The 15,037-nt window shown below is 63.6% G+C and carries 5 protein-coding genes and 1 pseudogene; 1 reads left to right on the top strand and 5 read right to left on the bottom strand.

Annotated features, from left to right (window positions below):
• Positions 1-5: 5 nt before the first annotated feature.
• From ACVIGB_RS48755 to ACVIGB_RS48735, 5 genes and pseudogenes are all read right to left on the bottom strand, one after another.
• Complete coding sequence (locus ACVIGB_RS48755) at positions 6-2,870, bottom strand: peptidase domain-containing ABC transporter (RefSeq protein WP_456723885.1); 2,865 nt, start codon at positions 2,868-2,870, stop codon at positions 6-8.
• A gap of 126 nt (positions 2,871-2,996) precedes the next feature.
• A complete protein-coding gene (locus ACVIGB_RS48750; RefSeq protein ID WP_456723886.1) occupies positions 2,997-3,755 on the bottom strand; it encodes a hypothetical protein in 759 nt (252 codons plus the stop codon).
• A gap of 177 nt (positions 3,756-3,932) precedes the next feature.
• Complete coding sequence (locus ACVIGB_RS48745) at positions 3,933-9,074, bottom strand: beta strand repeat-containing protein (protein ID WP_456725321.1); 5,142 nt, start codon at positions 9,072-9,074, stop codon at positions 3,933-3,935.
• A 285-nt stretch (positions 9,075-9,359) separates the two neighbouring features.
• A pseudogene (locus tag ACVIGB_RS48740) lies at positions 9,360-9,806 on the bottom strand (DUF4347 domain-containing protein); the annotation flags it as partial.
• A gap of 92 nt (positions 9,807-9,898) precedes the next feature.
• Complete coding sequence (locus ACVIGB_RS48735; protein WP_456749354.1) at positions 9,899-10,252, bottom strand: hypothetical protein; 354 nt, start codon at positions 10,250-10,252, stop codon at positions 9,899-9,901.
• 487 nt (positions 10,253-10,739) lie between these two features.
• Here ACVIGB_RS48735 and ACVIGB_RS48730 point away from each other — a divergent pair, with 487 nt between their 5' ends.
• Positions 10,740-15,032 carry an FkbM family methyltransferase gene (locus tag ACVIGB_RS48730; protein ID WP_456723888.1) on the top strand — a complete coding sequence of 1,431 codons (4,293 nt, stop codon included), beginning with the start codon at positions 10,740-10,742 and terminating at the stop codon, positions 15,030-15,032.
• Positions 15,033-15,037: the final 5 nt, after the last annotated feature.

Below are 15,037 nucleotides of genomic sequence, written 5' to 3'. Positions count from 1 at the left end.
CTCGCTCATTGATCCGGTGCCCCCGTGACCAATCGAGGTGCCGCGCTGGGCTTTGGCGCCCCCATATGGCGATTCTGCTGATTCCAGAGTTGGCGATAGATCGCACACCGCTCCACCAACACGTCATGCTTGCCGCAATCAACGATATGGCCCTGCTCCAGCACCAGGATCTGATCGCAAGCGACCAGAGAAGACAGCCGATGCGAAACGATGATCATGCTGCGGCCGCTTGCAATCCGCTCCAGGTTGCCGGTCACTACGGCTTCGCTTTCCGGATCGAGAGCACTGGTTGCTTCATCCAGGACGAGAATGCGTGGGTCGGTGATCAGTGCCCGTGCAATGGCAAGACGTTGACGCTGACCGCCTGAAAGGTTGGGTGAACCTTCCTCTATGTAGGTATCGAATCCGCTTGGCATACGCTCGATGAACTCTTCCGCACCGGCGAGCCGCGCGGCGTACACAGCGTCCGACAGCGTCAGGCCGGGTCGACCCGCGATAATGTTGTCGCGGATCGAGCCGCGAAACAGAAAATTCTCCTGCAGTACGACCCCCAGGCTTTGGCGCAGATGGCGCAGATCCACATCGCGCAAATCAACGCCATCGATCTTCACGAAGCCCTTGTAGTCGCGATTGATTCCTTGCAGCAGACGCGTAATCGTCGACTTGCCGGAGCCGCTGCGTCCAACAATTCCAAGCGTCGTTCCGGCCGGCATCGAGAAAGTGACGCGATCCAGCGCCGGCACCGTGGTGTTGATGTAAGTGAACGTAACGTCCTGAAACGAAATTTCGCCGGCGAATTTTGGCCGCAGCCCGGCAGATCGCGCATTGCTCTCGGCCGGCCGGTTGAGCACCGAAGCCGCCTCGCCAATTGCCGCACCGATCTCCTCGTATTCCTCGATCAACCGCGCCAACCCTACCAGCGGCTGCGCCGCGCGTCCGGAGAGCATCAGGAAAGCAAACAGACCTCCGACCATGTAGCCGGACGGATCGTTCATCGCGATGTAGGCGCCCAGCATCACGGTGCCGATGACCATGATGCGCTCGATCGGTGTGACGAGCGTCTGAGGCCAGTTGGAAAGCTTGCTGAACGCAAGCTGCCACTTGCCGGCTTCGGCAATCCGCTCGTCCCACAACGACCGGCGCTGCGGTTCGAGCGCCAGGGCCTTCACGGTCTTGATGCCCACGATGGTCTCGCCCAGGGTGGCCGACTTCCAGGTTTCGGCCGTAGTCACCCGGGAATACATCTCGCGCATCGGCTTGAGGAAAGCGAGAATGATCAGCAGGATCACGACGGCGCAGCCGAGCACGATGCTGGCCAAAATAGCGCTCAGGTAAAACAGGAATGGCAGCAGGACGCAGAGCGTTATCAAATCGAGGAACGTGGTCAGCAGACGTCCGGTGAGAAACTGCCGCACCTTGTAGACTTGGGCGATGCGAAACATGGTTTCGCCTGCCGGATGCCTTTCAAAATAATCGAGCGGCAAGCGCAACAGTCGATTGAAGACATGCAGATTGAGCCTCGCATCGAGCCGCGCGCCGACCACCGCAATGATCAGGCGGCGGGCATGCCCCAGGATCGCCTCGTACACCACGACCACCGCCATCACCGCGGACAGCAAGATCAACGTGGAGGTGCTGTGAAATTGGAGCACCTTGTTCACCATCGTCATTACCAGGAGCGGCGGAAAAATGGTGAGGAAGCTGATGGTGACGGAAGCTATCCCGATGTCGCGCAGCGATCGGTGTTCCTGCAGCACAAGGTCTGAGAGCCATCGCAAGCTGAACGGCGTGTCGGCAGCGGTTCGTCCGCGATTGGCGCGCACCAAAATCGCCTCGCCATCCCAGACTTGCGCAAGGCGCAGCTCGTCGACCGCGACGGGCTGCGCCTCCGGCGGTGCGCTCGGCTCTCGCATCAGGATGACGTGTTGCTCGGCAATGGCGCCGACCATCAGCCCTGCACTGCCATCCTTGAACAACAGGACCACCGGTTCGGCACTGCTCATCCGCAACAAATTGCGCCATCCGGTACGAATGGCACGTGACCATAGCCCCGCGTTTTGCGCCCACTCCGACATCGCCGCGGCCGATGGGAGCGATTGCGATGCGTCACCTCTGAATTCGTTGACATCGAGCTCGACGCCATGGTGGCGCGCCACCTGGACCAGCGCCTGCAAGCGGATCTGGCTCAGCGGGTTGGAGACGCCGCTGGCGCCCTCGTCCGGCGTAGCAGGCATGATCTTCAGAACTGTTTGGGCCGCCCTGCCGACGCCATGCTCAGGTGCAGATTGGTTCGCAGTAGCATCCGTCCCGGCGGAGCGAGAGGCACTCCGAGCGAACCGGAGCTTTACATCCGAGACCACCGCAACCATCCGGCGCTTGGCGTGCTTCGCCGCGCCACGCAGTTGGGGAGCGACACGCTTCCAGGCGCCGTCGAGCCCCCCGCCAAGTTCGCCGCTGACCTTGCGCGGTGCGAAAGACCGCGCAGGCGGCGGGCGCGAAGGGGTTTGGTCCCCCTGGTTCGAGCGATGCCCAACACCGTTTGGTGGCGGCGCCTCCACAATGCGGGATTCCGGGAAGGCGATCGTCGCGATGTTGAACTGCTGAGGTTCGCGCCGCTTGAATGACAACGCTACGGCGCGCGCTTCGATCTCGACCTGGTTGACCGCTTCGTCAAACGTGCGCGCCTCGGCTTCGCTCTCTGCCTGCGTGAGATCGTCACGCTCCCTTAGACGGTTGGCGAGCAACGACCGGCCACGATCATAGAGGCGATGTCGCCCCGCCTCATCGCCAGGGCTCAAGCCGGCAATCGCCTTTAGCAGCGGGCGAACATATTTGTTTTCGCCTGCCTGGTCGCTACCTGGCCCGGCCAAAATAAATCTCCAATAGCAATATGCCGTAGTGTTTCACTATGCCTCGGTAAAATCAACGTTTTTGAGCCGGACTGACCCTTGAAGTATGATGCATGGTTTACGTCACGCGCGCGGATCTCGCCGCCTTCAGGCGAGCCCAAACAATTGTTCCAGACGAGACGGCAACTCCCCGCTTGTGCCTATTTCCGTGCAGCTTCGTTTCCAGCGCGCGACATAGGCGTCGATCGGAAGCGAGGTTCGTTCCGGCCAGCGATTGAGCGCGCCGAGGTCCTCGATACACGGACGTCCGCTTTCATAGATGGCCAGGATACCGAGGATGGCCGGGCCGCGCGGAACGGCCTGCCCCGCTGCCAGTGGCTCCCGGTTGCTATGAAACCACGAGACAGCGTCGTCCGGTGAACCTGCGGCGCCATCGGACTTGCTCGCCTGCAGCAGATCTGCACGGTATTGCCGGATCGCACCGGCAAACGCTTGATCGCCGGCAAACGGCGGCGATTGCTTCCAGCTATCCGCAAGCAGCCCGAGCCCACGAATTGAGAAGGTCTCGACCAGGGCTTCTTCAAGCCATTGCGTCGGTGGCTGCGGTTTTGCCGAAAGCTGCCAACTGTTGGCGAGCACATGCCCGAGCTCGTGCCCGAACTGATAGGCAAGCTTGCACCAATCGGCCGCGCCGACATTCAAGATGATAGAAGCCGTTTCCGGCTGATCACGATGCAGCCAGATGGCGGGCGGGCCTTGATGATGGTTTTCGATCAGCAGCTTTGCGGGCTGACGATCGGACAATAAGCGAAGCTTGTAGAGATCGACCGCCCTGACCCGCGTCAATACGCGCAGCGTCGCATCGCCGGAGTTCCAATCGCCTTGCAACTGGATCGGCGCGGTCAACAGATTGCTCGTGCTTGCCCGCGCGGACACGGTGCTCCTGCTTGCAAGAACGGCGGCCGCCGTCAGCTTCAGGAAGCGACGCCGGCTAGTTGCGCTCGTGCCTGACATCATCTGGCTGATGAAGAACGGGCGCCTTGGCATTGGCTTTGGCGCCCGTTCCCTTACTCCTCTCAACCGCTAGGTGTCGTGCTTCGACACATGGTTGATCCAGTTCGGCCGATCGTCCGCGTGGCCGACACTGCCCGTACTGCTGCTGTGGTGCGGATCGCTCGCCGAGCCTGCGCTCGACTGGTCGATCCTGGCCAGCAGGCTGTCGGCCAAGCTCTTGATGGTGGTGAGATCCGCCTTCAGTTGCGTGGCGCCCGTGTGATCGAGGGACTGGACGGTGTCTTCCAGCCTCATCAGCGCGGATTGCGTCGGCAGCAGCATCGCCCTCCAAGGCCCGACGACACTGTGCTGGTCGATCGTTGTCGTCAGCTTGGAGTGGTGGTGGTCGTCTCCGGTTCCGCCGGTTGCACCCGCGCCTCCGGTGCCGCCGGTCGAGCCGTTGTGACCGGTTGAGCCCGTGGCTCCGGTCGCACCGGTGTGACCGGTTGCGCCGGTCGCACCCGTGGCTCCGGTTGCACCGGTGTGCCCCGTTGCTCCGGTCGAACCCGTCGCTCCCGTGCTTCCGGTCGCGCCCGTTACACCTGCCGGCGGATCGAGGGTCCACACCGTGTAGGTGTGACCATCGTAGCTTGCGGTACCGCTGTTGGGATAGAATCCGGCACCGGTCTGGTTGCTGTCGTCGATGGTTACCTTTCCACCGTCGAAGAACAACTGACCGCTGCCATTCCAACTCGGCACGCCGGCAGCGACACCTCCGATGCTGTCGCCAGCATTGAAGTGTTCGATGGACGGGTTCTTGCCCGCATTGTTGGAGACCTGCAGGAGATCGACGGAGTTGACGGTTCCCCACGCCATATCGATCGTCAGGCCACCGTTGTTCGTTCCCTCGATCACGAGCGTCGCGTTGTAGAGGTCGACCGTTCCGGACAGGTTGCTGCCTGTCAGGATCAGCGTCTCGTTCGCGGCGACGATCGTCGCACCGTTGGTTGGACCATTCTCGGTCACAACATGCTCGCCTGAAGACCCGGTCGCGCCCGTCGCTCCAACAGGACCCGTTGCTCCGGTCGAACCGGTGGCACCCTTCGGCCCGGTTGCTCCGGTTGCGCCGGTCGCACCTGTGGCTCCCGTTGCACCAGTCGCACCTGTGGCTCCAGTCGCGCCGGTCGCTCCGGTGCCACCCTTCGGCCCAGTCGCGCCGGTTGCGCCGGTCGCACCTGTGGCTCCCGTTGCTCCGGTTGCACCTGTAGCTCCGGTGGCTCCAGTTGCACCCGTAGCTCCGGTCGCACCTGTCGCTCCCGTGGCTCCGGTGCCACCCTTCGGCCCGGTCGCTCCGGTTGCGCCGGTCGCACCTGTGGCTCCCGTCGCACCTGTCGCTCCGGTGGCTCCACTCGCACCCGTGGCTCCAGTCGCGCCGGTTGCGCCAGTTGCACCTGTGGCTCCCGTTGCACCAGTCGCACCTGTGGCTCCAGTCGCGCCGGTCGCTCCGGTGCCACCCTTCGGCCCAGTCGCTCCGGTTGCGCCGGTCGCACCTGTGGCTCCCGTTGCTCCGGTTGCACCCGTAGCTCCGGTGGCTCCAGTTGCACCCGTAGCTCCGGTCGCTCCCGTGGCTCCGGTGCCACCCTTCGGCCCGGTCGCTCCGGTTGCGCCAGTTGCACCTGTGGCTCCCGTCGCTCCGGTTGCACCCGTAGCTCCGGTCGCACCTGTCGCTCCAGTCGCACCCGTGGCTCCGGTCGCTCCGGTGGCACCCGTTGCTCCTGTCGCCCCAGTGGCGCCAGGGTCACCGGTTGCGCCGGTGGTACCAGTCGCGCCGGTTGCACCTGTTGCGCCAGTCGAACCGGTAGCTCCGGTGTTCCCCGTTGCACCCGTAGTACCGGTTGCTCCGGTCGCACCGGTGTCACCCGTTGCACCCGTCGATCCTGTGGCTCCGGTTGCGCCGGTGTCGCCGGTCGCGCCCGTGGCGCCGGTCGCACCTGTGGCCCCGGTTGCGCCGGTCGATCCCGTGGCTCCGGTTGCGCCGGTATCGCCCGTCGCGCCGGTGGCTCCGGTCGAACCTGTGGCCCCGGTTGCGCCGATATCACCCGTTGCTCCCGTTGCTCCGGTCGATCCCGTGGCTCCGGTTGCGCCGGTGTCGCCGGTCGCGCCCGTGGCGCCGGTCGAACCCGTGGCTCCGGTTGCACCGGTATCGCCGGTCGCACCCGTGGCGCCGGTCGACCCCGTGGCTCCGGTTGCGCCGGTGTCGCCCGTTGCACCCGTGGCGCCGGTCGAACCCGTGGCTCCGGTTGCACCGGTATCGCCGGTTGCACCCGTGGCGCCGGTCGACCCCGTGGCTCCGGTTGCGCCGGTGGCCCCGGTTGCGCCGGTGTCGCCGGTCGCGCCCGTGGCGCCGGTCGCACCTGTGGCGCCGGTCGCACCTGTGGCCCCGGTTGCGCCGGTGTCGCCTGTTGCACCCGTGGCTCCGGTCGAACCTGTAGCTCCGGTTGCGCCGGTATCACCCGTTGCTCCCGTTGCTCCGGTCGCACCTGTGGCTCCGGTCGCGCCGGTGTCACCCGTCGCACCCGTGGCACCAGTCGAGCCCGTCGCTCCGGTTGCGCCGGTATCACCCGTCGCGCCGGTTGCGCCGGTCGCACCTGTGGCGCCGGTCGAACCCGTGGCTCCGGTTGCACCGGTATCGCCGGTTGCACCCGTGGCGCCGGTCGATCCCGTGGCTCCGGTTGCGCCGGTGTCGCCGGTCGCGCCCGCGGCGCCGGTCGCACCTGTGGCCCCGGTCGCGCCGGTATCACCCGTTGCACCCGTGGCGCCGGTCGATCCCGTCGCTCCGGTTGCGCCGGTGTCACCCGTTGCACCCGTGGCACCAGTCGATCCTGTGGCTCCGGTCGCGCCGGTGTCGCCCGTTGCGCCCGTGGCGCCGGTCGCACCTGTGGCCCCGGTTGCGCCGGTGTCGCCTGTTGCACCCGTGGCGCCGGTCGATCCCGTGGCTCCGGTTGCGCCGGTGTCACCCGTTGCACCTGTGGCTCCGGTCGCACCCGTGGCTCCGGTTGCGCCGGTGTCGCCCGTTGCGCCGGTGGCGCCAGTCGCGCCCGTTGCTCCGGTTGCGCCGGTGTCACCCGTTGCACCCGTGGCGCCGGTCGATCCCGTTGCTCCGGTTGCGCCGGTATCACCCGTTGCACCTGTGGCACCAGTCGAGCCTGTTGCTCCCGTTGCGCCGGTCGAGCCTGTGGCTCCGGTTGCGCCGGTGTCACCCGTCGCACCCGTGGCGCCGGTCGAGCCTGTGGCTCCGGTTGCGCCGGTGTCACCCGTCGCGCCCGTGGCGCCGGTCGATCCTGTGGCTCCGGTTGCGCCGGTGTCGCCCGTTGCGCCGGTCGAGCCTGTGGCTCCGGTTGCGCCGGTGTCGCCCGTTGCACCCGTTGCTCCGGTCGAACCTGTGGCCCCGGTTGCGCCGGTGTCACCCGTCGCGCCGGTCGCACCTGTGGCTCCGGTTGCGCCGGTGTCACCCGTTGCGCCCGTGGCACCGGTCGCACCTGTGGCTCCGGTTGCGCCGGTGTCGCCCGTCGCGCCAGTCGCACCCGTGGCTCCGGTTGCGCCGGTGTCACCCGTCGCACCCGTGGCACCAGTCGATCCCGTGGCTCCGGTTGCACCGGTGTCGCCCGTTGCACCCGTCGCACCTGTGGCGCCGGTCGATCCCGTGGCTCCGGTGGCACCGGTGTCACCCGTCGCACCCGTGGCGCCGGTCGAACCTGTGGCTCCGGTTGCGCCGGTGTCACCCGTCGCGCCCGTAGCGCCGGTCGATCCTGTGGCTCCGGTTGCGCCGGTGTCGCCCGTTGCACCCGTGGCGCCGGTCGATCCTGTGGCTCCGGTTGCGCCGGTATCGCCCGTTGCACCCGTGGCGCCGGTCGATCCTGTGGCCCCGGTTGCGCCGGTGTCGCCCGTCGCGCCGGTTGCGCCGGTTGCGCCGGTTGCGCCGGTCGACCCGGTAGCTCCGGTTGCGCCGGTGTCACCCGTTGCACCCGTGGCACCAGTCGATCCTGTGGCTCCGGTCGCGCCGGTGTCGCCCGTGGCGCCGGTCGCACCTGTGGCCCCGGTTGCGCCGGTATCACCCGTTGCACCCGTGGCGCCGGTCGATCCCGTCGCTCCGGTTGCGCCGGTGTCACCCGTTGCACCCGTGGCACCAGTCGATCCTGTGGCTCCGGTCGCGCCGGTGTCGCCCGTTGCGCCCGTGGCTCCGGTCGAGCCCGTGGCTCCGGTTGCGCCGGTGTCGCCCGTGGCACCCGTGGCGCCGGTCGAACCTGTGGCGCCGGTTGCGCCGGTGTCGCCCGTTGCGCCCGTAGCTCCGGTCGCACCTGTGGCCCCGGTTGCGCCGGTGTCACCCGTTGCGCCCGTGGCGCCGGTCGAGCCTGTGGCACCGGTTGTGCCGGTGTCACCCGTCGCGCCCGTAGCTCCGGTCGCACCTGTGGCCCCGGTTGCGCCGGTGTCACCCGTTGCGCCCGTGGCGCCGGTCGAGCCTGTGGCACCGGTTGTGCCGGTGTCACCCGTCGCGCCCGTAGCTCCGGTCGCACCTGTGGCTCCGGTTTCGCCCGTCGCGCCCGTGGCGCCGGTCGAGCCCGTTGCGCCCGTGGCACCAGTCGATCCTGTCGCTCCGGTTGCGCCGGTATCGCCCGTCGCACCTGTGGCGCCGGTCGCACCCGTTGCTCCGGTTGTTCCTGTTGCGCCCGTCGCGCCCGTGGCTCCGGTTGAGCCTGTTGCGCCCGTCGTGCCGGTGGCACCGGTCGCACCTGTGGCTCCGGTTGATCCTGTCGCGCCCGTCGTGCCCGTGGCACCGGTCGCACCTGTGGCTCCGGTTGAGCCTGTCGCGCCCGTCGTCCCCGTGGCGCCGGTCGCACCTGTGGCTCCAGTTAATCCTGTCGCGCCCGTCGCGCCCGTGGCTCCGGTCGCACCTGTGGCTCCGGTTGATCCTGTCGCGCCCGTCGTGCCCGTGGCCCCGGTCGCACCTGTGGCTCCGGTTGATCCTGTTGCACCCGTCGTGCCCGTGGCGCCGGTCGCACCTGTGGCTCCGGTTGAGCCTGTCGCGCCCGTCGGCCCCGTGTTGCTCGTCGACGAACCGCTGGTTAACTGGAATACGCCATCGTTCGCTGTGTTATCCGCGGTATTGATAGTGACCGTACCATTCGCATTGACCGTAAAAGAGCCAGCCGAAATTTGGGCGTAGGTGGGCACTGAGTTGGGGCTGACGGAGTTTGGGACGAAAGCAGTTATCGAATAGGCACCTGTCGAGGGTAGGTTGATATCAAGCGAAACTGACGTGAAGCTACCAAACCCTTTTGCGGGCAAGGAAAAGCTAGCGAAAATAGTCGTTCCTTGAGTGATGTAGTACGTCACCGGTGTTTCGGTGATACCTCCGCTTGAGAGGTCGAGAGTGCCGACAAGCGTGACTTCAAGGCTGAGCACTCCGGCATAGTTTGCCTGCCCGATGTCGGTCATCGGCGGCACATTCTCCGTGCGGGCTGACACAGCCAGGTCCCATCGACCACCGAACGCCGCTGCACCCACCAACCCGGCCGCAGCCGAAACATAGCTATCGCTTGCGTCCGAAAGTGCCCTCACGAATGCTGCGCCGACAGGTCCCGCCCCCGTCTCGCAGCTCCAAAGCCTCAGATCGCCATCGGCGGACAGCGCACGACCGAGCGATGCAAGTTCGCGCGCGTCGCGCGCAACAGTTTCAACCGTCCACTCACCACTGCTAAAGCAAATTCGCCCAGGCGCACCATGCGCAACGATGTGAATCGCGTCGAGGCATTCGATCCCCTCGAGCGCTTCGGCCATCTGCTGTGCCGCGGGCCGACGATGATCAAGCACGAAAGCCTGAACTTCGGGCCGCAGGTTCCGCAGCAGCGTGCCGAGATCCGGAACAAATGAATCGACAAAAAGAAATTCAGACTTGCCACCCATCGGCCAGGTCCTTTCGTCAAAAACAAATGTTGGGCCGCGCGCTCTTGACGCTCGGCCCGAAAATCAAAAAAAAAGCCGCCCGGCAAAAAAGCTCAGGCGGCGCGTCCGCTTGCTCCACTCGACGGTGGAGTGTCTAAATCGCTTCGAACTGTAAGAAATTCTGCCGGCTTGAATTCGCCGTTGGATTGAAAAATGCCGATGTCATAAGCGCTGGACAGGCGCGCAACCTTGAGACGGATCTCGACGCCGTTGAACTGGTTCGATGCATCGGGAAGCGTGAGCTGCGATACGATCCCCTTCGTATCGCGGTCGACGATGAAATACGTGACGTTCTGGGTGGTCGGCCCGCGCGGCAAGTTCCCGGTCACCAGAATCTCGTGGAAGCCCATCGCGGCGAGCACGCCGGCGTATGTCTCGATGCCGGCCGCCGTGATCGGCGGCCTCACTGGCCCATGCTTCGGGGAGACCTTCGGCTTACGTACGCAATCATTCGACATACGATACTCAATACGCTGCCTGCGATCTCCCCAGCCCCAAGTGCTGGAGTGAAATCGTCAGTGTGAAAAACACGTGCGCCCAAGAAGCACCGGCGACTGCGGTGATCTCAATCTCAATAAAAATTCAAAACTATCGAAATAAGAAAACTACCCCGAAAGGCGAGCCTCCCAGAAAGCGCTCTTTTAAAGCTGATTAGAGCAGACGCCGCAAGGGATTTTTAATTAATGCCGGCGCGGCTGCACTCCGCAAGAATACGGGACCGCCTCGCCAGCGTGCGCGATTCACCGTAAAGGACCTTTGCTCTCCTTATTCAGCGAATTTGGATTAATGTAAAAATATCGAGGAGGCGGATGAAGATCGCTGATCCGTCTCGATCGGGGCGGCACATTTCTCCGGTCTGACGCCGGGATTGCCACAAATCATAGAGTTTGCGCAGTGTCAGACGCCAAGCGCCTTTGCCTCAATATGATCGTCAAGAACGAGACGGCAAATCTGGAGCGCTGTCTTAGTTCTGTCGCACCTCATATCGGTTGCTGGGTGATCGGGGATACGGGCTCGACCGACGGCACGCAGGATTTCATCAAGCGCTTCTTCGCCGAACGGCAGATTCCCGGCGAGTTGCACAGCTTCCCGTTTCACAATTTCGAGCAGGCTCGTAACGCGGCGCTCGATCATGCCTATGCATCGCCGCTCGATTACGACTATCTGCTGTTCGACGACGCAGACATGGAGCTGGTCGTCGAGGACGCGGATTTCCGCGGGAAGCTGACCGGCGCTGGCTATCGCCTGCGGCAGGTGACATCGGGCGGCCTCAGCTACTCGAACACACGCCTGGTTCGGCGTGACGCCGGCGCACGCTATCACGGTGTCACTCACGAATACCTAAACGTGCCGGGCGGCGTGGAAGAGCTGATCGGTGTATCGTATATCGACCATGCCAGCGGATCCAATCGCGTCGACAAATTCGAGCGCGACATCCGTCTCCTGAAGGCGGCGCTCGAGAGCGACCCAAGGAACACCCGTTACTGGTTCTACCTTGCGCAATCCCTTCGCGACGCCGGCCGTCTCACTGAGGCCGCCGATGCATATGCCAGGCGCGCCGACATGGGCGGCTGGGACGAAGAAGCCTGGATGGCGCGCCTGCAACAGGCGCGCTGCCTGCGCGGGTTAGGCGATGAAGGCGGATTCGTCAGCAAAGCTCTTCAGGCGTTCAACGAACGGTCACAGCGAGCGGAGCCGCTTTACGACCTCTCGAGGTTTTACCGGGAAAAAGGGCAGAACCACACGGCGGCGCTGTTCGCGGAGTTCGGGCTGACAATCGGATATCCCAGGTCGGATATTCTGTTTGTAGAGGACCATGTCTACAAGACCGGACTGCTGGAGGAGTATTCGATCGCAGCGAACTACGCCGGTGACATGGAGCGATGGAACCGCGGCTTTGCAGCGTGCAACTATCTCGCGCTCAACCGGGAGATTGCTGACGGGCCGCGCGAACTGGCGTGGTCAAACCTGCATTTCTATGTCCAGCCAGCGAACGTCGTCCTGCCCTCGTTCGCGCCGAAGCGGATCGACTTTTCCGCTCCCGACGGCCACGTCCCGCTCAATCCGTCCGTGACGCGATTGGGGGACCAAATTCTCGTCGCTCAGAGGGCGGTCAATTACGCCATGACGGAAGACGGGCTCGAGTATCGGACGTCCGGCGGCGAACCGATCAAGACGCGCAACTTCCTTCTTCATCTTGGCGAAGATCTCTCGGTCCGTTCGAGCACTGAAATTCTGCCTCCCGGCGACATGCCCCCACCTGCCTTTCCAGCGGTCCAAGGCTTCGAGGACATGCGATTGTTCGCCTGGCGCGGCGCCCTATGGAGCAGCGCCTGCGTTCGCGAACTCACGCCCGAGGGCTGGTGCGAACAGGTGCTGGCGCGGCTGCAGCAGGACGAGGGCGGATACTATCGTCTGGTAGAATGGCGGAAGCTTGAGCCCGAAGGCCCAAAACGAGACGAAAAGAACTGGATGCCTCAGGTCGCGGACGGCGACCTGAACTTTCTGTATCTCTGCGACCCGACCCGCGTTGTGAGCGCCGAAGGCAAAACGGCTCAGGAGCACCCTCCCCGCATTTCGGCGACGCGCTTTCGCGGCGGCACGCAACTGGTTCCATTCGACGACGGCTGGCTTGCTGTCATCCACGAGGTGCAGTGGCGCCCGGCTGAACGACGACGCTTCTACTATCACCGGTTCGTCTGGTTCGACAATTCGAACCGGATGGTGGCAGTCAGCCGCCCGTTCTATTTCAATCGAAAGGGCGTGGAATTTGCGGCCGGGCTAGCCTGGCATCCGGATCAACAGCGGCTGCTTGTATCCTATAGCGTTGCGGACTCTGAATCGTGGATCGCCACGGTTGAGGCTTACGACGTCCGTCGCATGCTGGAGCGCACGAACGAGATTTGGGACGGCCGGACCGCGCGCCGCCCATCCCTCCCGCTCGGCTCCGTCGTCGAGTCCGTTGTGAAGGGGCAGCCGGTCCGGTTCTTCGTGACCAACCCGTCAGACGCGGTGATGAAGTTTCACCAGCAAGGACAGTTCTACGAGAGCGAGGAGCTCGGACTCATTGCGAGTCACTATCGAGGAACCGGGGCATTCGTCGACATTGGAGCAAACGTCGGCAATCACGCGATATACATGTCGAAGTTCACCAACGCTCCAAAGATCATCGTCTTCGAGCCCAATGATGTCGCCGTATCGATCATCAAGACAAACTGCAGCCTCAATGGCTGCCGAAACATAGACATGAGCCATCTCGGCACCGCGCTCGGTGCGAGATGCGGCAGATTCCGCAAGGAAACGCCCGACCCTGACAATCTCGGCCACACCCGCTTCTTCGCCGATCCACTCGGCGAGGCCGATGCAATTCCCGGCGACTCCGTACTGCTTGATGAACCGATCGAACTCATCAAGCTCGACGCCGAGGGAATGGAATTCGAGATACTCGATGGACTGCGCGAAACGATCAAACGTTGGCGTCCGACCATCTTCATCGAGATATGGGATTCCGCCGGCGCCGCCTTCGAGAACTGGTGTGCTCAACACGGATACCATACCATCGGACAATACCAACGCTATCACGGGATCCAGAATTATCTGATTGCCCCGCTCCCGGTCGCGACGAATGACGCCGCAGAGGCACAATCAACCGAAACTTTCTTCGAGAGCCTCGCCCCATTCCTCCGCCTCGCTGATTCCACCGAAGGACGTCTGAGCTCGACCAAAGCCTTCGATGACCGGATTGCACCCCTGCTCGGAGACGCATCCGGACCTCTGCCGCAGATCAATCTGTTCTACGAGCCAATGTCGGATCAGCACCGAACGCTGATGGCCGCGACATCGTCAATGCGCGCTGCCGGCCATGCGGTTCGCATCTGGACATATTCGCCTGAAAAGTTCGCGTTCCTTGCAGCGCGAGGGATCGACATTCGGAACGCGTCGGATATCGTGCCAAAGGCGCTGTTCGATCGGGCGGCCGATCGGTCGGAAGTGCGATTCTTCAGTGACATATTCCGGTACGCCCTGCTTTACGAGCATGGCGGTCTTTGGATGGACTCCGACGTTATCCTGCTAAAGCCATTCCCGTTCGTCGGCGACTACTTCTTCAATCTGCAATGGCGCGGTGGACATCGCGGACACTTCGTTTGCGGGAATGTGATCTATGCCAAGCCATTCAGCCGTCACTTGCGTATTCTGTACGAGCGTTCGGTCGACTGCTTGTACGGTAAAGAACCGATCATGTTTGGCGACATCGGGCCCAAACTGCTGTCCGACTATATCGCATCACCCGACGGCCAGGAATTGCGTGCGAGCGTCTTCAGTCCAGTCCTCTTCAACTCGATCGATTGGACCGAGGTTAATGCCTTTCAGCGGCCGGCCAGCGAGCTCGCCAACTACCTCAACGATGACCGCGTGTTCGGGCTGCATCTCTGGACAGCCCGCAATCAGGCTCACGCAGAGGATCCCAACTCCCTGATCGCGATGCTCACGAAATCGGAAGACGGCCCACCCAATTTCGCGGATCTGGCAGACCGGTTCAATACCGACAAGAACCGCCACACCGGCAACCGGCACAGCTATGCGCGGATCTACCAGCGTTTGCTGTCAAGCAGACGATTTTCGTTGCAACGGCTCATGGAGATCGGCCTTTGCAGAGGGCTCGCGGAAGGAAATCAAAGCGAAGTACCGTCGGTCGCGCTTTGGCAAAGCTATTTTCCGTTCTGCCATGTCACCGGCGTCGATCTCACCGACTTCTCAGCACTCAACAACAGTCGGTTCACGTCGCATGTTTGCGATCAGTCGGACCGGGGACAGCTGCGTGATCTGGCTGCGCGGCTCGAACCAGGCTCGTTTGACGTCATCATCGATGACGGCAGCCATGCCTCGCTCGACGAACAGCAAACGTTGGTCGAACTCTTTCCCCTGTTGGCCGATGGTGGATGGTACTTCATCGAGGATCTGGACTGGCAGCCGCCAGGTGAGGACCCGGCAAAGATTACGCTCACAAAGATGCTGCTGCGCGAGATCAAGCAGCACAACGAAGCCCGCTCGCTGGATCCTTTTGACGTGGCCCGCATCGCCCACCAGTTCGCGGATGTTCTCTTTTTCGAAAGTCATTACGAGTTGGCCAGGGCGAAGCTGATGGGAGGGCTGGTTGCCATCCGCAAGCGGGGGGATCTGGCTTGATGAGA

The organism is Bradyrhizobium sp. USDA 4341, from assembly GCF_054063755.1.
Note: the sequence above shows the minus strand (reverse complement) of the source record. Positions and strands in the feature narration are given on the sequence as shown.